The 25,670-nt window shown below is 72.6% G+C and carries 24 protein-coding genes and 1 tRNA gene; 8 read left to right on the forward strand and 17 right to left on the reverse strand.

Annotated elements, in window-relative coordinates; genetic code table 11:
- Window positions 1-10: 10 nt before the first annotated feature.
- A complete protein-coding gene (locus H9640_RS12140; RefSeq protein WP_191790962.1) occupies window positions 11-3,229 on the reverse strand; it encodes an efflux RND transporter permease subunit in 3,219 nt (1,072 codons plus the stop codon).
- A 169-nt stretch (window positions 3,230-3,398) separates the two neighbouring features.
- On the opposite strand from H9640_RS12140, the gene H9640_RS12145 reads away from it, so the two are divergent.
- Window positions 3,399-3,917: a MarR family winged helix-turn-helix transcriptional regulator gene (locus H9640_RS12145; protein WP_191790964.1), complete on the forward strand. Its 519-nt coding sequence runs from the start codon at window positions 3,399-3,401 to the stop codon at window positions 3,915-3,917.
- Window positions 3,918-3,983: 66 nt separating this feature from the next.
- Here the strand turns inward: H9640_RS12145 and H9640_RS12150 are convergent, their stop codons facing one another.
- On the reverse strand, window positions 3,984-5,222 hold the full coding sequence (locus H9640_RS12150) for an MFS transporter (protein WP_191790965.1): 1,239 nt from the start codon (window positions 5,220-5,222) through the stop codon (window positions 3,984-3,986).
- Between the two features lie 128 nt (window positions 5,223-5,350).
- On the opposite strand from H9640_RS12150, the gene H9640_RS12155 reads away from it, so the two are divergent.
- The 5 genes from H9640_RS12155 to H9640_RS12175 all read left to right on the forward strand — a co-directional run bounded on the left by H9640_RS12155 (window position 5,351) and on the right by H9640_RS12175 (window position 8,214).
- Window positions 5,351-5,905 (forward strand): MarR family winged helix-turn-helix transcriptional regulator, encoded by a 555-nt coding sequence (locus H9640_RS12155; protein ID WP_191790966.1) that lies wholly within the window; start codon window positions 5,351-5,353, stop codon window positions 5,903-5,905.
- Between the two features lie 87 nt (window positions 5,906-5,992).
- Window positions 5,993-6,622 (forward strand): ArsR/SmtB family transcription factor, encoded by a 630-nt coding sequence (locus tag H9640_RS12160; RefSeq protein WP_191790968.1) that lies wholly within the window; start codon window positions 5,993-5,995, stop codon window positions 6,620-6,622.
- Entirely contained in the window at window positions 6,619-6,846 is a 228-nt protein-coding gene (locus tag H9640_RS12165; RefSeq protein ID WP_191790969.1) for a hypothetical protein, read from the forward strand. Before H9640_RS12160 ends, H9640_RS12165 begins: the two co-directional genes overlap by 4 nt.
- A 127-nt stretch (window positions 6,847-6,973) precedes the next feature.
- Window positions 6,974-7,609 carry a ClpP family protease gene (locus H9640_RS12170; protein ID WP_191790970.1) on the forward strand — a complete coding sequence of 212 codons (636 nt, stop codon included), beginning with the start codon at window positions 6,974-6,976 and terminating at the stop codon, window positions 7,607-7,609.
- Complete coding sequence (locus H9640_RS12175) at window positions 7,609-8,214, forward strand: ATP-dependent Clp protease proteolytic subunit (protein WP_191790971.1); 606 nt, start codon at window positions 7,609-7,611, stop codon at window positions 8,212-8,214. The genes H9640_RS12170 and H9640_RS12175 overlap by 1 nt, the downstream gene beginning before the upstream one ends.
- A 66-nt stretch (window positions 8,215-8,280) precedes the next feature.
- Here the strand turns inward: H9640_RS12175 and H9640_RS12180 are convergent, their stop codons facing one another.
- Both H9640_RS12180 and H9640_RS19660 read right to left on the reverse strand, forming a co-directional pair.
- A complete protein-coding gene (locus tag H9640_RS12180) occupies window positions 8,281-9,045 on the reverse strand; it encodes a DUF6882 domain-containing protein (RefSeq protein WP_191790972.1) in 765 nt (254 codons plus the stop codon).
- A 107-nt stretch (window positions 9,046-9,152) separates the two neighbouring features.
- Window positions 9,153-9,590 (reverse strand): helix-turn-helix domain-containing protein, encoded by a 438-nt coding sequence (locus H9640_RS19660; RefSeq protein ID WP_191790973.1) that lies wholly within the window; start codon window positions 9,588-9,590, stop codon window positions 9,153-9,155.
- Between the two features lie 155 nt (window positions 9,591-9,745).
- Between H9640_RS19660 and H9640_RS12190 the strand changes: the two genes are divergently transcribed.
- Window positions 9,746-10,141 carry a VOC family protein gene (locus H9640_RS12190; RefSeq protein ID WP_191790974.1) on the forward strand — a complete coding sequence of 132 codons (396 nt, stop codon included), beginning with the start codon at window positions 9,746-9,748 and terminating at the stop codon, window positions 10,139-10,141.
- Between the two features lie 16 nt (window positions 10,142-10,157).
- Here H9640_RS12190 and H9640_RS12195 read toward each other — a convergent pair.
- The 5 genes from H9640_RS12195 to H9640_RS12215 form a co-directional block, all read right to left on the reverse strand.
- Window positions 10,158-10,231 (reverse strand) — tRNA-Leu (locus H9640_RS12195).
- Window positions 10,232-10,324: 93 nt separating this feature from the next.
- Window positions 10,325-11,182: an oxygenase MpaB family protein gene (locus H9640_RS12200; protein ID WP_191790975.1), complete on the reverse strand. Its 858-nt coding sequence runs from the start codon at window positions 11,180-11,182 to the stop codon at window positions 10,325-10,327.
- A 202-nt stretch (window positions 11,183-11,384) separates the two neighbouring features.
- Window positions 11,385-12,941 carry an NAD(P)/FAD-dependent oxidoreductase gene (locus H9640_RS12205; RefSeq protein WP_191790977.1) on the reverse strand — a complete coding sequence of 519 codons (1,557 nt, stop codon included), beginning with the start codon at window positions 12,939-12,941 and terminating at the stop codon, window positions 11,385-11,387.
- Window positions 12,942-13,128: 187 nt separating this feature from the next.
- Window positions 13,129-14,541, reverse strand: coding sequence for a hypothetical protein (locus H9640_RS12210; RefSeq protein ID WP_191790978.1), 1,413 nt, complete (start codon window positions 14,539-14,541; stop codon window positions 13,129-13,131).
- The gene (locus tag H9640_RS12215; RefSeq protein WP_191790979.1) at window positions 14,538-14,870 is read right to left on the reverse strand and encodes a PadR family transcriptional regulator; all 333 of its coding nucleotides are present in this window, start codon (window positions 14,868-14,870) and stop codon (window positions 14,538-14,540) included. The genes H9640_RS12210 and H9640_RS12215 overlap by 4 nt, the downstream gene beginning before the upstream one ends.
- A gap of 631 nt (window positions 14,871-15,501) precedes the next feature.
- Here H9640_RS12215 and H9640_RS12220 point away from each other — a divergent pair.
- Window positions 15,502-16,071 (forward strand): endonuclease domain-containing protein, encoded by a 570-nt coding sequence (locus tag H9640_RS12220; protein WP_191790980.1) that lies wholly within the window; start codon window positions 15,502-15,504, stop codon window positions 16,069-16,071.
- 58 nt (window positions 16,072-16,129) lie between these two features.
- Here H9640_RS12220 and H9640_RS12225 read toward each other — a convergent pair whose 3' ends face one another.
- The 8 genes from H9640_RS12225 to H9640_RS12260 form a co-directional block, all read right to left on the reverse strand.
- Window positions 16,130-17,083: a Ppx/GppA phosphatase family protein gene (locus H9640_RS12225; protein ID WP_191790981.1), complete on the reverse strand. Its 954-nt coding sequence runs from the start codon at window positions 17,081-17,083 to the stop codon at window positions 16,130-16,132.
- 114 nt (window positions 17,084-17,197) lie between these two features.
- Window positions 17,198-17,662 (reverse strand): DUF501 domain-containing protein, encoded by a 465-nt coding sequence (locus tag H9640_RS12230; RefSeq protein ID WP_225227157.1) that lies wholly within the window; start codon window positions 17,660-17,662, stop codon window positions 17,198-17,200.
- Between the two features lie 369 nt (window positions 17,663-18,031).
- Window positions 18,032-18,970 carry an FtsB family cell division protein gene (locus H9640_RS19195; RefSeq protein WP_225227125.1) on the reverse strand — a complete coding sequence of 313 codons (939 nt, stop codon included), beginning with the start codon at window positions 18,968-18,970 and terminating at the stop codon, window positions 18,032-18,034.
- 221 nt (window positions 18,971-19,191) lie between these two features.
- Window positions 19,192-20,472 carry a phosphopyruvate hydratase gene (gene eno, locus H9640_RS12240; protein WP_191790982.1) on the reverse strand — a complete coding sequence of 427 codons (1,281 nt, stop codon included), beginning with the start codon at window positions 20,470-20,472 and terminating at the stop codon, window positions 19,192-19,194.
- Between the two features lie 280 nt (window positions 20,473-20,752).
- Window positions 20,753-21,526 (reverse strand): MazG family protein, encoded by a 774-nt coding sequence (locus tag H9640_RS12245; protein WP_191790983.1) that lies wholly within the window; start codon window positions 21,524-21,526, stop codon window positions 20,753-20,755.
- Between the two features lie 111 nt (window positions 21,527-21,637).
- Entirely contained in the window at window positions 21,638-23,737 is a 2,100-nt protein-coding gene (locus H9640_RS12250) for a carbohydrate-binding module family 20 domain-containing protein (protein ID WP_191791087.1), read from the reverse strand.
- Between the two features lie 242 nt (window positions 23,738-23,979).
- On the reverse strand, window positions 23,980-24,813 hold the full coding sequence (locus H9640_RS12255) for an ABC transporter ATP-binding protein (protein WP_191790984.1): 834 nt from the start codon (window positions 24,811-24,813) through the stop codon (window positions 23,980-23,982).
- Entirely contained in the window at window positions 24,810-25,661 is an 852-nt protein-coding gene (locus tag H9640_RS12260; RefSeq protein ID WP_191790985.1) for an ATP-binding cassette domain-containing protein, read from the reverse strand. The genes H9640_RS12255 and H9640_RS12260 overlap by 4 nt, the downstream gene beginning before the upstream one ends.
- Window positions 25,662-25,670 lie beyond the last annotated feature (9 nt).

Raw genomic sequence — 25,670 nt, forward strand, 5'->3', positions numbered from 1 at the left:
GCGGGTCGGGTCAGCTGCGCGCGGCAGGTTCCGCCGAGGTCTCCGCGGCGTGTCGGCCCACGAGCTCGGCGGCCTTCGCCTCGTGCTTCGCCTCGCGGCGGGCCGCCCGCTTCTCGCCCGCACGCTCGGCGAGCGTGTAGAGCACGGGCACCACGACGAGCGTGAGCAGCGTCGAGGACAGGAGCCCGCCGATCACGACGAGCGCGAGCGGCTGCGAGATGAACGAGCCGCCGCCCGTGATCCCGATCGCCATGGGCGTGAGCGCGAAGATCGTCGCCGCGGCCGTCATGACGATGGGTCGCAGCCGCTTGCGCGAGCCCTCCATCACGGCGTCGTCCAGGCCGCGCCCCTGCGCACGGTACTGGTTGATGAGGTCGATCAGGACGATCGCGTTCGAGACCACGATCCCGACGAGCATGAGCATGCCGATCAGGGCGGGCACCCCGAGCGGCGTGCCGGTCGCGAGCAGCAGGAGCAGCGCACCGGTCGCGGCGAACGGGATCGACACGAGCAGGATGAACGGCTGCAGCAGGCTGCGGAACGTCGCGACCATGACGAGGTAGACGATCGCGATCGCGACCAGGAGCGCGAGGCCCAGGTCGGCGAACGCGTCGGCCTGCTGGGTCGCGACGCCGCCGAGCTCGACCGTGGCGCCGCCCGGCAGCTCGAGGTCGTCGATCGCGGCCGTGAGCGCCGTCGTGAGCGTGCCGAGGTCCTGGCCTGCGGGCGTGACCGCGATGGTCGCGCTGCGCTCGCCGTTGACCCGCGAGATCGAGGTGGGCACGTCGACCTCCTCGATGCTCGCGATCTGCGTGAGCGGGACGACGCCCGCGGCCGTGGGCACGACGAGCGCCTGGAGCTCGTCGACCGTGGCGGGAGCCTGCCCGACGGCGACGCGCACCTGCACGGGCCCGTCCCCGAGGTTCACGGTCCCCACGGGCGAGGGCGACATGAGGCTCGCGACGGTCCCCGCGACCTGGGTCTCGGTCAGCCCGACGGCGGCTGCCGCGTCCCGGTCGACCGTCACCTGGATCGTGGACTGGGCGCTCGCGAGGTTGTTGGTGACCTCGGACGCACCCTCGGTGTCCTCGGCGACCTGCTGGACCTGGTCGGCCGCGGCGGCGAGCGTCTCGGTGTCGGGCGCGCGGACGACGAGGTCGACCGTCGAGCTGCCGAACGCGGCGTCGGCCCCGGCGACCGTGATGCCCTCGGAGTCCTCGCCACCGAGGTCAGCGACCGCGTCCCGGACCTCCTGCTGCGCCGCCACGCCGTCGGCGTCCGCGTCGAGCGTGAGCGAGAACGTCGCCTGGGGCGAGCCGCCCCCACCGAAGAACGCGGCCTCGGGGCCGCCCGCCGAGCCCACGGTCGTCTGGACCGTGTCGACCACGTCGAGGCCCAGGAGCACGTCCTCGACCTCACGCGCCGCGGCGTCCTGCGTCGCGAGCGACGTGCCCGGGGCGAAGGTCTCGGTGACCGTCAGGGTGTCCTGGCCCGAGTCCCCCAGGAAGTTGGTCTCGAGGCGCGGCACGAGCGCGACCGTGCCCGCGAGCACCGCGACCGCGATGGTCAGGGTGATCGCGGGGTGGCGCAGCGCGGCGCGCAGCGTCGGCAGGTAGCCCCGCTGCCACAGCCCGCGACGCTCCTTGGCCTCGGCGACCTCGCGCGCCTGGTCCGCGAGGACCTTGGCCTGCTCGGGGTCGGCGGGGACGACAGGAGCCTTGATGAACCAGTAGGCCAGCACCGGCACGATCGTCAGGGCGACGAACAGCGACGCGGCCATGGCGATCGCGACGGTCATGGCGAACGGGCGGAACAGCTCGCCGACCATGCCGCCGACCAGCGCGATGGGCAGGAAGACCGCGACGGTGCAGACGGTCGAGGCCGTGATCGCGCCGCCGACCTCCTTGACCGCCTTGAGGATCGCGGCGGTCTTCTGCTCGCCGTAGGACAGGTGCCGCTTGATGTTCTCGATGACGACGATCGAGTCGTCGACCACGCGCCCGATCGCGACCGTCATGGCACCGAGCGTGAGGATGTTCAGGGTGTAGCCGGTCGCGTTCATCACGATGAACGTCACGAACAGCGAGAGCGGGATCGAGACGGCCGAGACGAGCGTCGAGCGCAGCGACGTGAGGAACAGCAGGATCACGACGACCGCGAAGACCAGGCCGAGCAGGCCCTCGGTCGCGAGTCCCTCGATGGACTCCTCGATGAAGGGCGCCTGGTCGAACACGACCTCGACGCGCACGTCCTTGGCCTCGAGCGCACCGTTCATGTCCTCGATCGCGCTCTGGACGGCGTGCGAGACCTCGACCGTGTTGCCCGCCGGCGTCTTGGTGATCGCGACGGCGAGCGCGGGCTCGCCGTCCAGGCGCGAGTAGGAGGTCGCGGGCTGCGGGGCCACGGTGACCGTGGCGACGTCGCCGAGGGTCACCGGTGCGCTCGGCGCGCCGGGCGCCGTCGGGCCTGCTGCGGCCGGCGCCGACGGCGACGCGACGAGCGGGAGGTCGATCAGGTCGTCGGTGCTCGTGACGGCCGTGCCGACCTGGACGGACAGCGTGCGGTCGCCCGCGGCGACCGTGCCGGCGGGGACCACGACGCCGTTGTCCTGGAGGATCGTGGTGACCTGGGCCGGGCTGAGCCCGGCCGCAGCGAGGGCCGCGACGTCGAGGTCGATCGTGACCTGCTGGTCGGCGATGCCGCTGACCGCGACGCTGCGCACGTCGGTGACCTCTTCGAGGGCGGGTACGACGACGCTGTTGACGGTGTCCGCCAGCGCGGTCTCGTCGGCGCCGCCCGAGACCGCGAGCTGGACGACGGGGAGGTCGTCGACCGAACCGGTCACGACGGTCGGGTCGACGTCGGCGGGGAGCTGGCTGCTCACGCGCGTGACCGCGGTCTGCAGCTGCTGCGCGGCGAGGTCCATGTCGGTGCCGTACGTGAACTGCACGGTCGTCACGGACATGCCGGTCGAGGAGCTCGACGTGACGTCCTCGACGCCGTCGACCCCCCGGGCGGCGGTCTCGAGCGGTGCGGTGACCTGCTGCTCGACGATCGCGGGGGCGGACCCGGGGTACACGGCGACGACGGCGGCGGTGGGGATCTGCAGGCTCGGGATGAGCTCCTGCTTGAGCGATCCCATGCTGACGACGCCGAACACGGCTATCGCGATCGTGGCGAGCGCGACGACGGCGCGGTTCGCCAACGACGTTCGGGCGAGACGGAACACGGGGCCTCCAGGGCGCGGTGGATGGTCACGACGTCGTCGTCGCAGAGTCGTTAGCCTAACGCTAAGCAAAACGGGAGAGTTCCCTCGTCTCGCGGACCGGTTGGCCGCGTCCTGAGCCCGCCCCCGACCGCTCGACCGCCGCCGAGAACGCCTCCGATAGAGTCTCGCCGTGACCTCGGACCCCCCTGGCGATCGCGCCCGGCTCCAGCGCGAGCTGATCGACGCGCAGCACACCCTCCAGGAGCTCGTGCTCGCACGCCGCCTCGAACCGCTCATGCGCACCCGCCTGACCGCTCAGCAGATGCGCGCCCTGGGGATCCTGCTCATCGACGGAGAGCGCAGCACGGCCCACCTGGGCGACGTCCTGGGCGTCAGCCCCGCCACGATCTCCGGGATCGTCGACCGGCTGGAGGCCGCGGGCATGGCCTCCCGGCGCCCCGACCCCGAGGACGGCCGGGTCCGGCTCGTCGCCGCGACCGAGCGCGGGGCGGAGGCCGTGCGCAGCATCGTCGCGAGCGACGCGCCCGCTGGGCCCGAGACGCTCGAACGCCTCACGCTCGACGAGCTCGAAGGTCTCCGGCTCGGGCTCGCGGGGCTGCTGCGCGTCGTCCGCGAGAGCGGCGACGAGGTCGAGGGCAGCACGAGCACCGGGGGCGGCCCGGCCGCAGCGGCCTCGGGCGAGGCGTAGGCGGGAGGCGAGCGGCGCCGTCGGGCCGGCCTGCACACCCCTGCCCGACGACGCCGCGCCTCCCGCTCAGATCTCGCCCAGCGCCTCCTCGGGGGCGCCCTCGACGGCTCGGGCCCGCCGGTTCCAGCGCGACCACAGGACCGACTCCCCCAGCTCGCCCGCCATCCGGTGCGCGGTCGCGAGGAACGCGACGACCCCGACGAGCAGCACCACCGCGCCGACCCAGTACGGGACCGACAGGCCGACCGGGTGGAGCAGGCCGGCGATCACGGGCGCCGGGGCCGCGAAGCCCCACCGGACCAGGTTGAACGCACCGGTCGTGACGCGACGGTCCGGGCTGCCGAGCGCGAGCGAGAGGTCCGTGAGGTTCGCGTTGGCGATGCCCATGAACACGCCCGCGACGACCAGGACGACGATCGAGCCGGCCGTGCCGAGGTCGAGCGCGAGCGCGACCGTGGCCAGGAGCACCCCGACGACCGCGACCCCCATGGTCTGCACCGCGCCGACCGTGTGCGCGAGCTTGTGCCCCACGACCAGGATGCCGAACGCGAGACCGATGCCCCATGCCGTGAAGACGAGTCCGAGCGGGATGACGTCGAGCCCCAGGAACACCGGGGTGTAGCCCAGGATGATGAAGAAGACGAAGTTGTAGGCCGCGGTCACGATGCACAGCGCCCGGAAGCCCGGCTTGCGGAAGAGCGCGAAGACCTGGCCCACGTGGAGCGGCACGGGCTTCTCAGCCGGGTCCTTGAGGCGCGTGATCGACAGCGCGAGCGCCACGATCATGAACAGGCCGCACGCGAGGAACGGGATGCGCCACGAGAACTGGCCCAGCAGGCCACCGATGAGCGGGCCGACCGCGAAGCCCAGGCCCACGCACGTCTCGAACAGCCCCACGACCCACTCGCGGTCGTTGGCGAGCGAGACGAGCAGGACCATCGCGGTCGCGAAGAACATCGCGTTGCCCAGCCCCCACAGGCCGCGCAGCGCGGCGAGCTGCCCGATGTTCTGCGAGAGCGCCGCGAGGATCGCCGCGACGGCGACGAGGCTCACGCCCGCGCCGAGGATCTTCTTGTAGCCGAACCTGCCCGTCGCCAGGACGGCCGGGATCATGCCGATCGCCATGACCGCGATGTACGCCGTGAACAGGAGCTCGATCTGCCACGTGCTCGCGCCGATCTCCTGGCCGATGATCGGCAGGATCGGGTCGACCACCGCGATGCCGGCGATCGCGAAGAAGGCGGTGAGGGCGGTCGCGTAGATCGCGGTCTTGTTGGGCTCGTTCCTGGTGGTGGTTCTGGACACACGTCCCCCGAGAGTCTGGTGGGTGCTTGATGGGTGCGGTCGGCGCGGACGCGCTGGTCTGCGGGCCCGCGGCGAAGCCGGTCGCGATTTATCTGCATCATGCAGGTAACTCCCTGTAGAATACACCCATGACAGTTGCTCGGGGTAACAGTTCTGGGGACGGGCCGACCGAGAGGCCAGGCGACGGGCCAGATCTCGCCTCGCAAGAGGTCCTGTCGACCATCGAGCTCGAGCTCGCCCAGCTCCTGCGGCGAGCCGAGCGCACCACGGCCGCCGGGCGGGCCAAGGCCGTCCGCGCGGGCGGCCCGCCGAGCGGCACGCTCGACCGCTCGGCCTACCTCCTGCTCCACGACCTGCTCGTCGGGGGGGCCCAGAACGTCAACACCCTCGCCGACCACCTGGGCCTCGACGCCTCGACCGTGACCCGTCAGGTCGTGGCCCTGGAGAAGGCCGGGCACGCACGCCGCACGCGCGACCCCGCCGACGGGCGCGCCGTCCTGGTCGAGGCCACGCCACGAGGGATCGAGGAGCTGGCCCGGCACCGCGAGATGCGCAGCGAGCTCTACGCCGAGGTCCTGGCCGACTGGTCCCGGCTCGACCGCGCCCTGCTGGGCGAGCTGCTCGAACGACTCAACGACGACCTGGACACCTACAAGCGCAGGGGGCGCGGATCGGTGGACTGAGGCACGTCCTGGAGCGGGCACCGCTTCCAAAGAACCAGTTGCAAAGAAACTCTTGCAAAGAGAGCTTTGCATCGCTACGGTGGTGCCATGCCCACGAACCACGACCCCGAGCAGGCAGCCGAGCCCCACACCCAGCGGGCCGTCGGCCCTGACGCCCTCAAGGCGCTGTCGCACCCGTTGCGGATCCAGATCCTCGATCTGCTCGGCCACCACAGCGCACTGACCGCGAGCGGACTCGCCGAGCTGCTCGGCGAGTCGAGCGGTGCGACGAGCTACCACCTCCGCCAGCTCGAGCGCCACGGGTTCGTCCAGGAGGTCCCCGGCCGCGGCACCGCGCGCGAGCGCTGGTGGGAACGTGCGCCCGGCGGCTTCACGATCGAGCTGCCCGACGACGAGGCCGGGACCGGCGACGGCACCCTCACCGCGACGATCACCGTCAACCGCGAGTTCGAGGCCATGCGCCAGCGCAAGATCATGGACTTCCTCGACAACGCCCGCACCCTCGACCGCGCCTGGCTCGAGTCCGGCGCGACGCTCGCCACGATCAACATGTGGCTCACCAAGGAGCAGCTCGCGGAGGTGCAGGCCGAGTGGCAGCGCTTCAGCGACACGGTCCTCGACCGGTTCGCCGGCCAGCAGGACACGCCCGGGGCCCGCCCCGTCCAGGTCCACTTCAACGCGTTCCCCCTGATCAACGGCAAGGAGAACCCCTCATGAGCACCTACGCCCCGACCCGTTCAGACCTCCGTTCACCGTCGCTGCGCGCCCTGCGCCCGAGCGACCGGCTCCTCGTCGCCGCCGGTGCCCGGCTCACGACATGGGGTGAGCACCGCGCCGCCTCGCACGCGCAGCGGACAGCCCGGCACGCGGTCCTCGACGCCGCCGCCGAGGACCGCGCCCGCCTCGCCGCCCGCCAGCACTCGGGCCGCCCGATCGCCTGACCGTCTCCCGCCGTCCGTCGCCGCACCCGACCGCGGGACGGACGACCGAGCAGCCGTCTGCCCTCGGCAGATCCGCCCCGGGCAGATACCCGAGCCCCGGCCCCCTCCCCAGAGGCAGGGTCGAGGCATGACGAACCAGCCACCGCTCCTGCGGACCGAGGCGGCCCCGCCGCCCACCTCCCCCTTCGACGACCAGCTCGCCTCGCGCCTGCTGCACCAGCGCATCGTCGTCCTCGGCACGGCCGTCGACGACGCCGTCGCGAACCGCGTCTGCGCCCAGCTCCTGCTGCTCTCGGCCGAGGACCCGCGCACCGACATCGCCCTCTACATCAACTCGCCCGGCGGCTCGGTGAGCGCGGGGCTCGCGATCTACGACACCATCCAGCTCGTCCCCAACGACGTCAGCACGCTCGCCATGGGCTTCGCCGCGAGCATGGGCCAGTTCCTGCTGTGCACGGGCACCGCGGGCAAGCGCTACGCGCTCCCCCACGCGCGCATCATGATGCACCAGCCGTCCGCCGGGATCGGGGGCACGGCCGTGGACATCGCGATCCAGGCCGAGAACCTCGAGTACACCAAGGGCCTCATGCACCGGCTCACGGCCGAGCACACGGGCCAGACCATCGAGACCGTCACGGCCGACAGCGACCGCGACCGCTGGTTCACGGCCTCCCAGGCCCTCGCCTACGGCATGGTCGACCACGTCGTCACGTCGGTCGACGACGTCCGCCCCACCGCGCACTCCCGGAAGGTCGGCCTCTGATGTCCAGCTACACGATCCCCACGGTCGTCGAGCGCACCCCGCTCGGCGAGCGCGCGTTCGACGTCTTCAGCCGCCTCCTGTCGGAGCGCATCGTCTTCCTCGGCACCGAGATCGACGACGGCGTCGCGAACGTCGTCATGGCCCAGCTCCTGCACCTCGAGTCGGATGCCCCCGACCAGGAGATCGGGCTCTACATCAACTCCCCCGGCGGCTCGATCACCGCCCTCATGGCCATCTACGACACGCTCCAGTTCATCCGCTGCGACGTCTCGACGATCTGCATGGGGCAGGCCGCGTCGGCCGCCGCGGTGCTGCTCGCCGCGGGCACGCCCGGCAAGCGGTTCGTGCTCGAGCACTCGCGCGTCCTGCTGCACCAGCCCTCGGGCGGCGCCGAGGGCACCATCTCCGACCTGACGCTCCAGGCCCAGGAGATCCTGCGCCTGCGCGAGGAGACCGAGCTCGTCCTGGCCCGGCACACGGGCCAGACCGTCGAGCGGCTGCGCGCCGACACCGACCGCGACCGCATCTTCACCGCGCACCAGGCTGTGGAGTACGGGCTCGCCGACGCGGTCGTGACCTCCCGCAAGCTGGCCGTGGCCGCGTAGGTGAGCGGCGCCGTCGGGCCTATCTCCTGCCCGACGGCGGCGCTCACCCAAGCGCCCGGGTGCGCCCTACTTCTTGCGGCCGAACCAGCCGCGGCGCTCGGGCTGCGCGGGTGCGGGCGGGGGCGCAGGGACCGGCTCGGGTGCGGCCGCGAGCGACGCGGACAGGCCGCTCAGGCGACCGCGCTCGTCGAACGACACGGTCACCTCGCCGTCGCTCGCCCCCACGAGCGCCGTCTGCTCGTCCTGCCAGCGGATGTCGAGCCCGCGCAGGACCGCGTAGGCCCGCACGGCCCGGCGGTGGTCGGCCACGGCCGTGCTGCCGATCCCCTCCGGGACCACGCGCGCGACCCGCGCGACCGTCGCGGGCGGCAGCTCGAACCGCGGGTGCGTCACGAGGAACCACGCGCACGTGCCGCCTCCCGTCGGCCCGGCGAAGTGCGTGAAGTGACCGGTCACGGCCTTGGCCGCGAGCGCGAGCCGGTACGGGACGGCGTCCGTCAGGAGGATCTCCGGCGTGCTCAGCTCGAAGATGCCGCCCGTGACCCCGCGCTGGTGCACGTGCTCGGCCGCCGCGACGACGCCCTCCGGGAAGTGGTTCACGTTGTGCCAGCCCCACAACCAGCTCTGCGTCGCGGGTGCCGCCGTGCCCAAGAAGTGCGCCCCGCACACGAGCGGGATCTCGCTGTGGAACGTGAGCGTGCCGGCCTCCAGGTCCGCGTCCCACGCGGACTCACCGCCCAGGTCGGCGAAGTGCGCCTGGTGCTCGGCGGACAGGATCACGGCGCGGTCGACGAGGTCCTGGAGGGTGGGCGCCGGGTTCGTCTGCGACATCCTGACAGCACACCACCGACGGCCGCTCGGCGCGCGGCGAAACGGACAGATCGCCGCCGCTCGCGGCGGGATTCACCCTGGGCGGAAACCGACGGCGCTCCGACCTCTCAAGCGGCGAGCAGCAGGACCGTCGTCGTGGGCGTGCCGCTCGTCACCGAACGGGCCGGTGGCGCGGACCGCCGCGGCGACGCGGCGAGCGCATGCAGCTCGCGCACGGCCCGCGGCTGCGAGGAGAGGCTGCGGCGCTCGGCGCCCGCCCGGCGGCTCGCCTCGGCGTCGAACTCGTCCTGGCTGCGCGCCAGGAGGTCCACCACGCGCAGGCCCAGAGCGCGGCAGATCGCGGCCAGGACCTCGGACGACGCCTCCTTGCGACCGCGCTCGACCTCCGACAGGTACGCCGTGGAGACCTGCGCCGCGAGGGCGACGTCGAGGAGCGTGCGCGCCTGCTCGGTGCGCTCGGCACGCAGGATCCCACCGACGACGTGCCGCAGCAACGGCTCGGCGGTCCGGCGCTCGAAGAGCACCACCTGGCCTGCGGCTGCCATCGCGTGCTCCCTCGTCGCGGGTCGTGGGGCGCGGGTGCGCCGTCCCCTCAAACTAGCGCCGCCCGCGCCCACGGACGCCAGCGAAAGAGGCTCGTCTGCTGCTGGCGTAACGTGGGAACGGCTCCGAGGAGACCTTCGCGAGAGGCGGCCCACCGATGTTCCGCACGCTCTTCCCCATCCTCACCACGACCGACCTCGACCGGTCGCTCGTCTTCTACCGCGACCTGCTTCGCGGCACGGTCACCTACCAGTTCCCCGACGACGGACCACCCGTGTACGTCTCGGTCGCCGTGGGCGACGCGTCGCTGGGGATCGGGGTCGACCGCGAGAGCACCGACGTCGGCCACGCGCACCTGTGGGTCACGGTCGACGACTGCGACCAGGCCGTCTCCCACCTGGCCGCGGCGGGGGTCGTCGTGGTGTCCCCGCCCGCGGACCAGCCGTGGGGCGAACGCGTCGCCCGCGTGCTGGACCCCGACGGGAACCAGGTGTCGCTCGGGCAGGAGGCCGCCGAGGACCCCGAGCCGGATGGGCCGACGGGTTTGTCGTAGTACCCCCGCGTCGCGGTGCCCCCACTGGGACTCGAACCCAGACTGCGCCGATTTTAAGTCGGATGCCTCTGCCGATTGGGCTATGGGGGCCGGGGGTGAGGATATCCCGGCGGAGGTCGGGCGGACAGGCGGGACCAGGTTGCCGGTCCCCGCCTTCGACGCTCGGGACGGTGACCCGGGCCGCTACCGCGACCCGGCCAGCGCCCAGCGGATCGCCTTCGTGACCGTGCGGCCGCCGGACCGCACCAGCACCGACTCACCCCGCACCGGCCATCGCACCGGGATCATGCGCCGCGACCACGGGGGCAGCGACGCGACCGAAGCCGCCCCCAGCGCCGCGTACGGGCCCCGGGCGAGGAATGGCAGAGGGGGCTCGGACAGGAGGAAGCGAGCGACGTCGTCGGACTCGGAGGTCCTCGCGAGCTGCGGGCGGAACTCCTCGAAGGCCCTCGCCAGCTCGGCACGCGAGCGCGGCGGGTCCACGGCCCCGAGCCGGTCCGCGATCGTCGCGGCCTGGGCCAGGTACTCGTCGCAGCCCGCGGCGTCGAGCGGGCGCTCTCCGTAGCGCTGGTGCGCGGCGAGGAAGCTGTCGGCCTCGGCGACGTGGACCCAGCGCAGCAGCCACGGGTCGTCGGCCGCGTACGGGCGCCCGTCGGAGGCCGTGCCGCGCACGCGGACATGCACCGAACGGACGACGTCGATCGCCTGCTGAGCGTGCTCGACCGTCCCGAACGTCGTGACCGCGAGGAACGTGCTCGTGCGGGCCAGACGCCCCCACGGGTCGCCCCGGTACCCGGAGTGCGCCGCGACCGCGGCCATCGCGAGCGGGTGCAACGACTGGAGAAGCAGCGCACGCAGGCCGCCCACGAACATCGACGCGTCGCCGTGCACGCGCGCGATCGCCGAGTCGGGCGGGAACCAGCGCGGGCCCGGGGTGTCGTGGATGCGGGAGCGCTCGGCCGGGCCGTCCGGGCCCGCCACACGTTCGAACAGGACTCGGCCTGCACGGGACCTCAGGTCGTCGACCACGCGAGTGCTCACCCGACCATTGTGCGCCGCGATGGATTCACGTGAAACGGGTGGCCCGGTCCGAGACGGGTGCCCAGGACAGCGGCCGGAGCACCCGTCTCGGCCCGAACCACCCGTCTCGCGGCTACCGGCCGCCCCGGGGGCGCAGCAGAACGCCGTGAGGGCGGTCCCACCAGGGACCGCCCTCACGGCGTGTGCAGAGCTGCGAGCAGGCTCAGGCCTTGGTCGCGGCCTTCTTGGTCGCCTTCTTCGCGGGCCCGTGACCCTCACCGGCAGCGGCGGCCTCGGCCGGAGCCGCCTTGGCGCCGGCCTCTGCCCCGCCGTTCTCGGCCTCGGCGGCCGACGACACGGCCTGCTGCTTCACGGGCTCGCCCGCACCCTTGGGCGGCACGGACGCCTGGCGGAACTCCGCGCGCGGGTCGTGCAGCGAACCGAGCGAGACGAGCTCGCGGCCCATGAGGAACTGGCCCATCCAGCCGATCGCGATGCGGATCTTGCGGTTGCCCGTGGGCATCGCCATCACGTGGTAGCTGCGGTGCATGGCCCAGGCCAGGAAGCCCTTGAGCTTGAAGATGCCGAACAGCTCCGCGACGCCCTTGTACAGGCCGAGCGAGGCGACCGTACCGACGCTCTTGTGCTTGTACTCGACGGGCTCGTCGCTGTGCAGGATCGCGACCAGGTTGTCGGCGAGGCGCGTGGCCTCGCGGATCGCGTGCTGCGCGTTCGGCGGGCAGAACTTGCCGGGGTTCAGCAGGTCCGGGACGGCGGCGCAGTCGCCTGCGGCCCAGGCGTCGGGGATGACGTTGCCGTCCTCGTCCGCGACCTGGAGCGTCGGGAGCACGATCACGCGGCCGAGCTTGTCGACGGGCAGGTCCGAGCTCTCCTTGAGGACCGGGTTCGCCTTGACGCCCGCGGTCCACACGATGGTGTCGGTGTCGAACTCGACGCCCGTCGAGGTCACGACGTGGCCGTCGACGCACGACGACAGGAACGTGTTGAGGTGGAACTCGATGCCGCGCTTCTTGAGCTCCTCGAGCGCGTACAGACCCATGGGCTCGGAGACCTCGGGCAGGATGCGACCCGAGCCCTCGATCATCACGAAGCGCAGGTCCTCGGGCTCGATCGTCGGGTAGTTGCGGGTCGCGTAGCGCGCCATGTCCTCGATCTCGGCGATCGCCTCCATGCCCGCGAACCCGCCACCGATGAACGCGAACGTGAGCATGCGCTTGCGCAACTCCTGGTCCCAGGTGGACGACGCGACGTCCATCCGGTTGATGACGTGGTTGCGGACCGCGATGGCCTCTTCGACGTTCTTGAAGCCGATCGCGTTCTCCGCGAGGCCCGGGATGGGCAGCGTGCGCGAGACGGAGCCGAGGCCGACGATCAGGTGGTCGTAGGAGACCGAGTAGTCGTCGCCCTCCTCCGGGTGGATCGTGATGCTGCGGCCGGCGTGGTTGATCTCCACGACCTTGCCCTGCAGCACGTCGACGCCCTTGAGGGCGCGGCGGTGAGGGGCGACGACGTCGCGCGCGTCGATCGAGCCCGCGGCGGCCTCCGGCAGGAAGGGCGCGTACGTCATGTACGGGCGCGGGTCGACGACCACGATGGCCGCCTCGCGCTTGCCGAGCTTCTTGCGGAGACGGCGCGCCGAGTACAGACCGACAGAGCCGCCACCCAGGACGATGATGCGAGGGACCTTGCGGGGACGCGGCGAGGCAGCGACGTCCGCGTTCTGGGCAGGGGTGACCGAGGTCAGGTCATTCTGAGGCATGAAACCAGAGTATTACTGTCTTCAACTTCTTGGTGAACATCTGTCCGATTGGTGAGCGTGACAACCTTCACAAGCGCCCGGGAGGCCGCCCTTTTGGGGTGTTGCTGCGGTTTCGGAAGGTGCTGGCCGAGGTCGGCCAGGCAAGCGGCGAAGGTTGCCTGACCGCCCTCGGGTGAGGTACGGGGAGTCATCCGCCCGACGGCGCAGCTCCCGTCGAGGCTTCGAGCACCGGCGTTCCGGTGGCCGGAGAGGGCGTCCCCGGTACGCGGGCGGAGGGTGCGGTGGTCCCGTCGACCGACTGGTCCGCGGGCCCCTCGCCGCTCGTCGGACCCTCCGGGGTGGTGGGCGCCCCCGGGTCGGCCGGGGCCGTTCCGGCATCAGGTGCGGTGCCGGGAGCGGGGGCCGACGCGCTGCCACCCGTCGAGGGCACCAGGAGCGGCTGCGCCTGGAGGAACGGTGACGGCATGGACCGAGGCTGCTCACCCTCGAGCGGGACCGGACGCTCGGAGCCGTCCCACTCGACCGCGTCCTCGGGCAGACCGCGCAACGGGTAGACGTTCCAGCGCTCACGACCGTCGGTCGAGAACGACGGCTGGAAGTACCACCCCTGCTCGAAGTCGGGGAGCGTCCACGGCTGGGTGGCGTCCTCGGCAGTGATCGTCCGCACGGCCCGGCCCTGGTCGTCGAAGATCTGGACGTCCTGGAGGGCGCGCCCGCTCGCGTCGTAGACGAACAGGTTGCTCACGGGCGAGCCGTCGACGAAGACCCCGCTGTCGCCGTACCCGGCGCGTACGCCGCTCGCACCGAAGATGCCGGACGAGCTGTCCCGGACGCCATCGTCGTAGCCCAGCTGGTACGACGCCGAGGAGCCCGCCGGCAGCCCGTTGAGCTCGGCGTTGGTCCCGAAGGCCGCACTCACGAAGAACGGCACGGCCACGAGGACCGCGAGGACGTCGACCGCCCTGCGCAAGGGGCGCATGCCGCGCCAGCGCAGCCACCGGCCACGGCCCCACTGCACGCTCACGACGATCGCGAGCACCAGCAGGATCCGCCAGTAGGTCGCCTGCGGCACGAGCTCGAAGCTCTGCGGCCGGTGGAACCCGGAGTAGGCGACGAGCACCACGACCCACGCCCGCAGCACCCACCACGCGGGCCGCAGCACCGCGGCGAACTCGAGGAACGCAGACCACTGCGCGGAGGAGGTCAGGGGAGCCCACAGGGACCTCCACTCCGACATGAACCGCCTGCCGTCCGCGGCCAGGCGATCGCCGAGCCCGCGCCGTGGACGAGGCCCCGGAGCGGCAGGATCCAGGCCCGCGGCGGACCGGAGCTCGGCCGCGTACCCGGCGGCCGGACCGAAGTGGGCGGCGACGTCGAGGAGGGTGGTCGCTCCGCCGTCGGGCAGGTCGCCTCCCTCCGGGAGCGGACGCAGCGCACCCGGCATGTCGGCGAGCGCCTCGGCGAGGTCCGCCTCGAGGCCGTCGGTGAGGTCGTCGACCTGCTCGGGCGACAGGTCGGCGAGGTGCGCGCGGACGTCCGCGGCGTAGCGGCGGACCTGGTCGAGGATCACGGCCTCGGGGCTCAGGGTCGTGGACATCATGCGGCTCCTTCCGAGGTCTTGAGGAGGCCGGTCAGCGTGCCGGAGAACTCCTGCCACTCCTTGCGCTGGGTGTCGAGCATGGCCCGGCCCTGCGCGTTGATGCCGTAGTACTTGCGGTGCGGGCCCTCGTCCGAGGGGACGACGTAGCTCGTGAGCATCCCGCCCGCGTACAGGCGGCGCAGCGTGCCGTAGACCGACGCGTCCCCCACCTCCTCGAGACCTGCGGCCCGCAGGCGCCTCACGACGTCGTACCCGTACCCGTCCTCGTCCGCGACGACGGCGAGGACCGCCGCGTCGAGGACGCCTTTCAACAGCTGTGTGGTGTCCACCCTGACTCCCTGCTCGCCCCGACTCCTGTGCGGCAGACACTACTACGCAACCCGCACTACCGGACAGAGTGAACTACCGCGTGTCGCACACCTACCGACCCGCATCCGCCGAGCCGCTCCCGCCCATCCGCGGCCGCGGGCGCCGAGAAGTGAGTAGACGCCCCTGGATCGCTCGATCCAGGGGCGTCTACTCACTTCTCGGCGGGACAGGGTGCGCGTCCACAGAGTGCGCCCCGGACACCCGTGTCCACAGATCGCCCGCTCCAGCCCCCTCACCCGCCCGCAGCGCGGCACAGTGCCCGCATGCGCACCGACGAACCGTTCACCGTGGCCGAGGGCCGGGCCTCCGGACTCTCCCCGAAGATGCTGCGCCACCCACGCCTCGCGATCCCCACCCGAGGCCTGCGCGTCGCGGCAGAGCATGCCGACGTGCTCTCCGTCCGGGCCGCCGCCGTGATGCGATCCGCGCCGGTGGGCTCGGCGATCAGTCACGGCAGCGCACTCCGCCTTCACGGCGTCGACCTCCCCTGGCAGGTCGCACGCGACGACCGTGTGCACCTGAGCGTCCCCAGCAGAGCCGTCGTCCCGCGTCGCACCGGATACGTGGCCCACACGCACGACGCCGACGCCGGTGCGGCACCTGGACGGGCTGCTGGTCGTCACCCCCGAGCACGCGTGGCGACAGCTCGCCGGAACCCTGCCTCTCGACGAGCTCGTGGTTCTCGGGGACTCGCTGCTGCGCCGCAAGTCCCCGGCCTCGACGCTCGGGCAGCTGCGGGAGACCGTGCGCGGCACGCCGGCTGGTGCACGCGGAGTCGCACGGATGCGGACCGCCCTCGACGACCTCCGCACTGGGACCGACTCGCCCATGGAGACGCGAACCCGACTCGTGCTCGTCCGCGCGGGCCTGCCGTGCCCGCAGGTCAACGTCCCGGTCCTCGACGAGGACGGCCGTTTCGTCGCCCTGCCTGACATGGTCTACGTCGCCGAGAGGGTCGCGATCGAGTACGACGGCGACGTGCACCGCACCGACGCCCGGACCTGGCGCCGGGACGTCGCGAAGAGGCAGTGGCTCGAGGACCTCGGGTGGCGGACCGTGGTCGTCACGGCCGACGACGTCTACCGCCACCCGGCGCGTCTCGTGGCGCGCGTTGCCGCGCTGCTCCGGTCTCGCACAGTCCCCGGCCCCGCCGAGAAGTGAGTTGGCGCCCCTGGATTCGGCGATCCAGGGGCGCCAACTCACTTCTCGGCGGAGGAGATCACGCGATCGACAGCGCGATCCCGTCCAGGATGTCGTGCTCGCTCGTCACGACCGACGTGAGCTCGCCGCCCGCGGCCGCGACGTCGTCACGCACCCGGCGCACGACCTCGGCCCACACGAGCGCGCCCGCACCGATCACGTCGATACGGCCCGGGTGCATGAAGCCCAGCGCCTCGCGCTCGGCGCGCGTGCGGCCCAGCAGGTCCTCGCACGCGGCGAGCGTCTGGTCGACCGTCAGCACCGCACCGTCGATCCGGTCGCGGTCGTACCGCTCGAGCCCGAGCGCGTGCGCGGTCACGGTCGTGACGGAGCCCGCGAGCCCCACGAGCGTCGCGGCCTTGCCGAGCGGGACGGTGAGCGACGCCGTGTCGAGCGCGACCCGCACGTCGGCCCGCGCCGCCGCGATCTCCTCGGCCGTCGGCGGGTCCGAGCGCAGGTGACGCTCGGTCATGCGCACGCAGCCCACGTCCATGGACCACGCCGCCTCCGGTGCGTCGGTGCCGAGCACGAGCTCGGTCGACCCTCCCCCGAGGTCGACGACCACGAACGGGCCGGGGTGGTTCGCCGCGACCACGCCCGTCGCGCCACGGAAGGACAGCTCGGCCTCCTCCGTCCCGGACACGACCTCGGGCTCGACGCCCAGGCGGGCCAGGACGCCCTCGACGAACTCGCCGCGGTTCTCCGCGTCACGGGTGGCCGACGTCGCCACGAACCGGGTGCGCGTCGCACCGAGATCCTCGATCACCCGGGCGTACTCGGCCGCCTGGTCGAGCGTGCGGGCCAAGGCCTCCGGGGCCAGGCGTCCCGTCCGGTCGACGCCCTGACCGAGGCGCACGACCTCCATGCGACGGTCGAGCTCGGTGAGCACGCCCGTCTCGGGGTCGACGTCGGCGACGAGGAGGCGGATCGAGTTGGTGCCGCAGTCGATCGCGGCGACGCGAGAAGAAGTCATGACATCAAGGGTGCCACCCGCCGGACCCGCGGCGGTCTCGGACGCCGCCCGTGGACGGTCGGCGTCGCGAGCGTCACACCGCGACGGCCGCGAGCCCGCCCGCGGGCCGCCCGCTCAACAGGTGCAGCGGTCCGCGCGCCAGGTGCCCGAGATCATGACGAGTGCCTCGTCACCCAGCGGGTTCACGCCGGGCCCGGCCGCGAGCGCGTGGCCCACGAGCACGTGCAGGCACTTGACCCGCACGGGCATGCCGCCCGCCGAGATGCCCGCGATCTCCTCGACGTGCCCGAGCGACTCGCGCGCCGCGAGGTAGTGCTCGTGCGCGCGGACGTAGGCGGCTGCGAGCTCCCCGTCCTGCGTCAGGCGCTCCGACATCTCCTTCATCACGCCGTTCGCCTCGAGCGTCGAGGCGCCCGCGACCGCGCCGGGGCCCGTCAGGTAGTACGTCGTGGGGAACGGGGTGCCGTCGGGCAGGCGCGGCGCGGTGTGCACGACGAGCGGGCGACCGCACACGCAGCGCGCGGCGATCCCCACGACGCCGCGCGCCGGGCGGCCGAGCTGCTCCTGCAGGACCTCCAGGTCCTCGGGTGTGACCTCGGGGCGCGAGCGGTCCGCCTCGGGGACGGCCGGGGCGTCGGCGCTGCGCGCGGGACCGCGGTCGGTCACCGGTGCCGCGTCACGGGCTGCGGCGTCGGCTGCGCCACCGTGGTCCACGGAGTCCGGGGCGGAGGAGGTCGAGTCGTTCACGAGAGGTTTCCGATCTGCGGCGTGCGGTGCTGGTCCGGCGCCGGGAGCCGACGCCCTCCCATTGTCCCCGGTCGAGCGGCCGGATCGGCAATCGGCCCTCACCGGGACGCTCGAAGGACCTGAGGGCGTGGCGGACCTGGCCGAGCCCGTCGTGCGGACCATGGCTGCCGGCACGCTCGCCGAGCGGGTGCGGCACGGCGCCTACGGTGTCGGGGCGTCCGTGGCCGGAGGCCCGTCGCTCCCCTGCTCGACCGGCGAGTCGCCGGGAGCCGGCTGCTCCCCCGCGAGCTGCACGGACCGCCACAGCGAGGTGTACCAGGGCGCGCCGTCGTTCCCCTCGACCCCGACAGGACCGTCCGTGATCTTCCGTCCCGTCTCGGGATCGAGGTCGTCGACCACCGTGTCCGGGTCGATGACCCGCCACGCACGCTCGCCCGGCATCACATAGCTCAACCGGTCGCGCGCCTGGGCGATCACGTACGCCTCGTCGTCCCAGCGGCCGAGCTGGACCTGGAGGTCGTCGCGCTCGGCCTCCGCGGCCGCGACCTCGGCCCGCAGCGCGCGCAGCTCGCCCGTCTGGTTCACGTAGGCGCGCAAGGTCGGCAGGAGCAGGACGACCGCGAGGAGCACGACGACGGCGATCACGAGCGAACGGACCGTCACGACCTCGGGCAGCAGGAGGCCGTTGCGGCTGCGTCGACGGTCCGCGAGCGCCGGGGCCCGTGTCGAGGCGGTCGGTCGCGGGGTCCGCGGGGTCCGCGCCGTGCGTGCCGCGCGCGTCGTCGTGGAGGTCGAGGACTTCGAGGAACCACCCGACCGGCCGCCCGTGCCCGAGCCTCCCGAGGTGGCCGACGGCTTGCGCGGCGCTGCGGGCTTGCGCCCCGCGCCGGTCGCGGGCCCCGAGCCCTTGGCAGTGCTCGCGTCCTTGCCCGCCCCCTTCGCGGGACCGGCCTTCGGGGCACCCGTGCCGGCCCCGGACCTGCTGGACGTGCCCGCGTCGGAGCGCGACGTCGTCGGGCCGGAGGTACCCCGTGCGCGGCCCGTCGACGAGCGACCGTCGCCGCGTGCGCCTCCGCCTCCGCGCCCGCCGCCCGGGCGCGGCGACGCGCCGGGCGTGGACGGACGACGGTTCGTGGGCATGGAGCCGATTGTGCCGTCCCCCGCAGCCGCTCGTGCGCAGGGTCCACGGCGTGCCGGGGCAACGTGGCCGGATCCACACCAAGCGTTCACAACCAGAGCGGTCCTCGACGGCCTCGACGGCACAGCACGGACGCCCCGTGGTTCCGAGGAACCACCGGGCGTCCGGGTGCCGCGCGACAGCCGGACCGGGGTCAGGCCGTGCTCAGCGGGAGAGCGTCAGCTCACGCCTTCCAGCGCGGGAACGCCGAGGCGCCGGCGTAGCGGCCCGCGTCGTCCAGGGCCTCCTCGATGCGCAGGAGCTGGTTGTACTTGTTGATGCGCTCGCCACGGGCGGGAGCACCGGTCTTGATCTGGCCGGCGTTGACGGCGACGGACAGGTCCGCGATCGTCGTGTCCTCGGTCTCGCCCGAACGGTGCGAGACCATCGCGGTGAAGCCGTTGCGCTGGGCGAGCTCGACGGCGTCGAGCGTCTCCGAGAGCGTGCCGATCTGGTTCAGCTTCACGAGCAGCGAGTTCGCCGACTTGAGCTCGATACCCTTGGCGAGACGCTCCGGGTTGGTGACGAACAGGTCGTCGCCGACGATCTGCACCTTGTCGCCGACCTCGGACACGAGCTGCGACCAGGCGCTCCACTCGTCCTCCGACAGCGGGTCCTCGATCGAGACCAGCGGGTAGTCCGCCACGAGCTGCTTGTAGTAGGCGATGATCTCGTCCGAGCTCGTCGCCTTGCCCTCGAACTGGTACGCGCCGTCCTTGAAGAACTCGGTCGCGGCGACGTCGAGCGCGAGGCCCACGTCGACGCCCGGCTTGAAGCCGGCCTGCTCGATCGCGACGAGGATCAGGTCGAGCGCGTCGCGGTTGCTCGGCAGGTTGGGGGCGAAGCCGCCCTCGTCGCCGAGGCCCGTCGCGAGGCCCTTGCTCTTGAGCACGGACTTCAGGGAGTGGTAGACCTCTGCACCGGTGCGCAGCGCCTCACGGAAGGACGTGGCGCCGATCGGGGCGACCATGAACTCCTGGATGTCGACGTTGGAGTCGGCGTGCGACCCACCGTTGAGGATGTTCATCATCGGGACGGGCAGGACGTGCGCGTTCGGGCCACCGACGTAGCGGTACAGGTCCAGGCCCGAGCTCTTCGCGGCGGCCTTCGCGACCGCGAGCGAGACACCGAGGATGGCGTTCGCGCCGAGCTTGCCCTTGTTCGGCGTGCCGTCGAGCTCGATCAGCGCCTGGTCGATGAGGCGCTGGTCCTCGGCCTCGAAGCCGAGCAGCTCGGGGGCGATCTCGTCGATGACGGCGTTGACCGCGCCCTCGACACCCTTGCCCAGGTAGCGGGACTTGTCGCCGTCACGACGCTCGACGGCCTCGAAAGCGCCGGTCGAGGCGCCCGAGGGGACGCCTGCGCGGGCAAAGGTACCGTCGTCGAGCACGACCTCGACCTCGACGGTGGGGTTTCCGCGCGAGTCGAGAATCTCGCGTGCTCCAACGGCTTCGATGCTTGCCACGGTTGCTCCTTCAGCTGCTTCCAGGTCCGGAGCGCAGGGCAGGCGACGATGGCGGTCGGGCGCGTCCGGGGTTGTCGCAACCCAGCCTAGTGGTCGGGAACACATAGTGCTTCGGGCGTCGCCTCGTGGACACGATCGCCCGCATGTCGGCCGTACGTGGGCGCCGGGCTCGCCGAGGGTGACGTGTGCACCCGCCGGGGGTGACAGGTCGGGACGCCGACGGTGACCCGACGCGGTGCCGAGGGTGAGGCCGAGGGTGAGGCCGAGGGTGACGCTCGGGTCACCCCCGGCGGGCGTGCCCGTCACCCTCGGCGGAGACGATCGCCCGCTCGACCTCGCGCAGCGCGACCCGCAGCGCCGTCTCGGCGTCCACCCCGTCGGCCTGGGCGCGGCGCACGACCTCGAGCAGCTCGTGCCCGTACGCCCGTTCCGCGTCGCCCGGCGTGCCCGACGGCGCCGCTCCCCTCCGGTCCTCCGCCTCGCCCGGGGCGACGGGAGGGACCGACGCGACGACCGCCGTCGGGCCGGTACCCGCGACGACCTCCCCCAGCCCGGCGCGCTGCGCGCGGGACAGGACCTTCTGGGCGCGGGCGAGCGCACCCTGCGCGAGCGGGATGCCCTCGAGGACGGAATCGCGCTGCTTCTCCTGCTGCTTGATCTCGTCCCACTGCGCATACAGGGCCGCGTGGCCGTCACCCGTGGTGACCGCGGTGTCCGCGAACACGTGCGGGTGACGCCTGACGAGCTTGGCGACGAGGTCGGCCGCGACGTCGTCGACCGTGAACGGGGCGACCGGGTCCTCGCTCGCGATGCGCGCGTGGAACAGGACCTGGAGCAGCAGGTCCCCCAGCTCCTCGCGCATGCCCGCACGGTCGCCCGTCTCGATGGCCTCGGCGAGCTCGTGCGCCTCCTCGAGCAGGTAGCGGACCAGGGTCTCGTGCGTCTGCTCGCGGTCCCACGGGCACCCGCCGGCCGAGTAGAGCCTGTCCATGACGGCGACGGACTCGCGCAGGGGGTCGACGGGACCGGGGTGGTTCGGCTCGCTCGTGGTCATGCGCCCATCGTAGGGAGGCGGACCGGAGGGCCCCTGGACGGGAGCCCTCCGGTCTGTTGCCTGGCGGTCTGCTGCCCGGCAGTGCGGGGGCCAGCGGCGCCGGAGGGCCGGCTACCTCCAGGTGTCGGTGAGGGTCACGGCCCCGTTCGGTCCGACGGTCGCCGTGCGGTTGGCGCCGCTCTCCCAGACCACGGTGCCCGCGCCGTCCTTCTTGACGTACTTGTACTCGAAGGTGGTGCCGGCGGGCAGGTCGAGCACGACCTTCCACACGGGGTACGTCGCGGAGGACAGGGGCTTGGCCGCGGCGGGAGCCCACGAGCCGAGGGCGGGGATGCTGCCCACGACGTAGACGTTCTGCCCCAGGACCGTGGTGGCGTCGACCGAGAAGCTCGCGTCGCCGTCGGTCTCGCCGGGGCCGCCCCCGGTCCCCGCGCACGGGTCACCCACGGTGACGACGCCGCCCGAGACCTGGACGTGCTGCCCGGTCAGGGCGTAGTCCTTGCCCCCGTTGCTGTCCCAGGTGCCCGAGCCGTTGGTGAACGCGGCGGTGACGGCCGCCCCGTTCGCGGGGACCTGGCGCGAGACCCAGCCCGTGCAGGCCGCCGTCATGTCGACGCCGGGGGCCGTGGTCCAGGCGCCCGCACCGACCTTGTAGTGGACCTTGTACGCGCTCCACCCCTTCGAGGTCGAGTAGTAGACCGTGGTGGCGGTGGTGGTCGGGCAGTCGACCGTGCACGGCGTGCCGCCGGTCTTGCCGACGTGCAGCGCGAGGGCCCCGTACGCGGGCACGGTCGCGGTGAAGGTCCCCGAGGCGCTCACGGTCCGCGTCACCGAGCAGTCCTTCGTGGCCACGACGTCGCAGTAGGTGCCCGCGGGCAGCGACGACTGGTAGGTACGCGTCACGGCGGAGGCCGTGTTGTTGATCGCCACGTAGCCCTTGGCCCCGCGGCCGAACGCGATGTTGTTGTTGCCGTCGTCCCACCAGTTCGTCACGGACGTGCCCTCGACCGTGTTGTGGAAGCCGACCATGCCGGCGATCTCGGTCCAGCGCTGCGTGCAGGTCCAGGCGCTGTTCGAGCAGCTCGCGTCGGGGACCGAGGCGCTGGTGGCGCCGGGAGCGCCGGCGTCCTTGTCGGTCCACGTGTAGCCGGTGTAGACCGCGGGCGAGCCGTAGGGCCAGGAGAGCATGAACGCGTTGGCGAGCTTGTACTTGGCGCCCCACTTGTAGCTCATGGTCTCGCCGTTGCGCTCGGTGTCGTGGTTGTCGACGAAGACCCCGGCACGGTCGGAGGTGAGCAGCCCGTTGCCGATCTCGTCGAGGCTCGCGATGCTGCCGTCGAAGCGGCTCTTGAGGGTGCGGGCGTAGTTGAACTCGTGCGAGTCGCCGCTGCCCAGGTACTCGGAGGGCTGGACGGGCTCTCCCCCGGCCCCGATGACCTCGTGGACCCAGTAGACGCTCGGGTTGGTCAGCTTGGCCTTGATGGCCTCGAGGTCGGCGGCGGGGATGTGCTTGGCCGCGTCGATGCGGAAGCCCGCGACGCCCAGGCCGAGCAGGTCGTTCATGTAGCCCGCGATCTTGCCGCGCACGTAGTCGGAGGACGTCCGCAGGTCCTGGAGCGAGACGAGGCGGCAGTTCTGGACGTTGTACCGGTCGCCGTAGTTGGTGATGTCGGCGCGGCAGTCGTTGAAGTCGTTGTACCCGTAGGGCACGCCGGGGAAGCTGTCGACCGAGTAGCCGGTCCCGCCCGTGCCCGTGCCCGACCCGGTGTCGGCTCCCGCCATGTGGTTGACGACCGCGTCGACCACGATGCCCACGCCGGCGGTCCTGCAGGTGTTCACCATGTTCTGGAACTCGGCACGGTTGCCGAGCTTGGACTCGATCTTGTAGCTCACGGGCTGGTAGGAGGTCCACCAGGCGGTGCCCTGGATGTGCTCCTGGGGCGGGGAGACCTGGACGTAGCCGAACCCGGCGGGCCCGATCGTGCTCGTGCACTCGGCGGCGACGGCGTCCCAGGTCCACTGGAACATGTTGAGGACGACGTTCCCGCGGCCGTTCTCGGACGCGACCACGGGGGAGGGCGTGGGCGCCTTGGCCGCGGCGGGCACGGCCCCGGCGACGAGCCCCGACGTGACCACGGCGAGCGCCGTGAGCCCGGCGAGAAGTCTGCGCCGCGGCTTCGTGCGGACCGGTCTGGTTGTTCGGCTGAGCATCATTGCTGCGTTCTCCGTTTCGGTGCTGCGCACAGCCCCGCATCGGCGCGTGGCTGCCCGTCCTTCGCCCCGGCGTCGGCGCCGGCACGTCTACCGCTTCCCCTGCCATCGCTCCGGTCCGATCGACCGGCCGAGCCCACCCCCCTGCCACTTTGCAGAGATTTGCGGGTTCTTGCTGAAAGATTACACAGACGGATGGGACGTGTCAGCCCTTTCGGACACGCAAGAAGGTTGCAGGTCGCTCACGGCAGCGTCGGCACCGCCGCGAGCAGCTCGCGCGTGTACGCAGCGGCCGGACGGGTCAGCACCTGGCGCGTGGGGCCGGCCTCGACGACCTCTCCCCCGCGCAGCACCACGGTCTCCTCGCACAGCTGCCCGACGATCGCCATGTCGTGGCTGACCAGGACGAGCGTGAGCCCCAGCTCGCTCTGGAGCCGGCGGAGCAGGTCCATGACCTGCTCGCGGACCGACACGTCGAGCGCACTCACGGGCTCGTCGCCCACCAGGACCGACGGCGAGGGCGCGAGGGCTCGGGCGATCGCGATGCGCTGACGCTGGCCGCCCGAGAACTGGGCCGGGTACTTGGTCCGGGCGTCGGGGTCGAGGCCCACCCACCCCAGCACCTCGTCGACGCGCGCCGACACGTCGCCGCCGATCTTGAGCGAGCGCAGCGGCTCGGCGACGATCCGGGCGACCGTCATGCGCGGGTCGAGCGACGTGCGCGGGTCCTGGAGGACGACCTGGACCTCGCGCCGGTACCGCCGCATGAGCGCGCGGTCCCGGCGGTCCAGGGGCGCGCCACGGTAGGAGACCGTGCCGCGGGTCGGGCTGTCGAGCCCGAGCAGCAGGCGCAGGAGCGTCGACTTCCCCGCGCCCGACTCCCCCACGATCCCCACGCTGCGGCCCGCCCGGACCGCGAGGTCGACGCCCGCGAGCGCCGCCGTCGGAGGCGTGCGGCGCGATCCGCCGAACTCGCGCCACACCCCGTCGAGCGCGACGAACGGTGGGGCGTCACTCCCGGGGTTCCGGTCACCCCCGGCAAGCTGGGCGTCACCCTCGGCGGGCTGGTCGCTCATCGGTCCTCCTGGGTGATCGGGTGCAGGGCGGTCGGGTGCAGGGTCGGCAGGTGGGTCACGGCGCGCGCGGCGGCGAGCAGCGAGCGCGTGTAGGGGTCCTCGGGCGAGTCGAGGGCGCGGGCCACGGTCGTGGCCTCGACGACCTGCCCGTGCCGCATGACGACGAGGTCGCGCGCGACGCGGGCGACGACCGGCAGGTCGTGCGACACGAAGACCAGGGCCGTCCCGGTGCGTTCGATGAGGTCGTCGAGCAGGTCGAGGATCTCGGCCTGGACGGTCACGTCGAGCGCGGTCGTGGGCTCGTCGGCGATGAGCACGTCGGGCTCGCACGCGAGCGCCATGGCGAGGCACGCGCGCTGGCGCTGGCCACCGGAGAGCTGCCAGGGGTAGGACCCGAGGATGCGTTCGGTGTCGTCGAGGCGCACGAGGCGGCACAGGTCGGCGGCGAGCTCGGCGGCCCGTGCGCGCGAGACCTTGCGGTGCAGGCGCAGCGGCCCGGCGATCTGCCGGCCTATCGTCATGAGGGGGTCGAGCGCCGTGAGGGGCTCCTGGAAGACCATGGCGATGCGCGCCCCGCGCACGCGGCGCAGCGCGCGCTCGCCGAGCGTGAGTAGGTCGGTCCCGTCGAGCAGGACCTGCCCGGTCGCGGTCATGCCGTCGGGCAGCAGCCCGAGGATCGCGGCCGCGGTGAGCGACTTGCCCGAGCCGGACTCGCCGATCACGCCGAGCCGCTCGCCGGGGGCGACGTGCCAGCTCACGTGGTCGAGCAGCACCCGGCCCGACGACGTCCGTACCGTCAGGTCGCGCACCTCGAGCCCGGTGGTGCTCGTCGCGGGAGTCGCGGTCATCGGGTCCCT

Origin of the sequence: Oerskovia gallyi (genome assembly GCF_014836745.1) — a bacterium.
Taxonomy (GTDB): Bacteria; Actinomycetota; Actinomycetes; order Actinomycetales; family Cellulomonadaceae; genus Oerskovia; species Oerskovia paurometabola.

Excerpts from the sequence above, each read along its gene's own strand:
- H9640_RS19195 (WP_225227125.1), bottom strand. The coding sequence starts at position 18,970 with ATGCCCACGAACCGTCGTCCGTCCACGCCCGGCGCGTCGCCGCGCCCG.
- H9640_RS12170 (WP_191790970.1), top strand. The coding sequence starts at position 6,974 with ATGACGAACCAGCCACCGCTCCTGCGGACCGAGGCGGCCCCGCCGCCC.
- H9640_RS12245 (WP_191790983.1), bottom strand. The coding sequence starts at position 21,526 with ATGACCACGAGCGAGCCGAACCACCCCGGTCCCGTCGACCCCCTGCGC.
- H9640_RS12250 (WP_191791087.1), bottom strand. The coding sequence starts at position 23,737 with ATGCTCAGCCGAACAACCAGACCGGTCCGCACGAAGCCGCGGCGCAGA.
- H9640_RS12225 (WP_191790981.1), bottom strand. The coding sequence starts at position 17,083 with ATGACTTCTTCTCGCGTCGCCGCGATCGACTGCGGCACCAACTCGATC.
- H9640_RS12190 (WP_191790974.1), top strand. The coding sequence starts at position 9,746 with ATGTTCCGCACGCTCTTCCCCATCCTCACCACGACCGACCTCGACCGG.
- H9640_RS12210 (WP_191790978.1), bottom strand. The coding sequence starts at position 14,541 with ATGATGTCCACGACCCTGAGCCCCGAGGCCGTGATCCTCGACCAGGTC.
- H9640_RS19660 (WP_191790973.1), bottom strand. The coding sequence starts at position 9,590 with ATGGCAGCCGCAGGCCAGGTGGTGCTCTTCGAGCGCCGGACCGCCGAG.
- H9640_RS12165 (WP_191790969.1), top strand. The coding sequence starts at position 6,619 with ATGAGCACCTACGCCCCGACCCGTTCAGACCTCCGTTCACCGTCGCTG.
- H9640_RS12205 (WP_191790977.1), bottom strand. The coding sequence starts at position 12,941 with ATGCCTCAGAATGACCTGACCTCGGTCACCCCTGCCCAGAACGCGGAC.
- H9640_RS12175 (WP_191790971.1), top strand. The coding sequence starts at position 7,609 with ATGTCCAGCTACACGATCCCCACGGTCGTCGAGCGCACCCCGCTCGGC.
- H9640_RS12260 (WP_191790985.1), bottom strand. The coding sequence starts at position 25,661 with ATGACCGCGACTCCCGCGACGAGCACCACCGGGCTCGAGGTGCGCGAC.
- H9640_RS12180 (WP_191790972.1), bottom strand. The coding sequence starts at position 9,045 with ATGTCGCAGACGAACCCGGCGCCCACCCTCCAGGACCTCGTCGACCGC.
- H9640_RS12255 (WP_191790984.1), bottom strand. The coding sequence starts at position 24,813 with ATGAGCGACCAGCCCGCCGAGGGTGACGCCCAGCTTGCCGGGGGTGAC.
- H9640_RS12155 (WP_191790966.1), top strand. The coding sequence starts at position 5,351 with ATGACAGTTGCTCGGGGTAACAGTTCTGGGGACGGGCCGACCGAGAGG.
- H9640_RS12160 (WP_191790968.1), top strand. The coding sequence starts at position 5,993 with ATGCCCACGAACCACGACCCCGAGCAGGCAGCCGAGCCCCACACCCAG.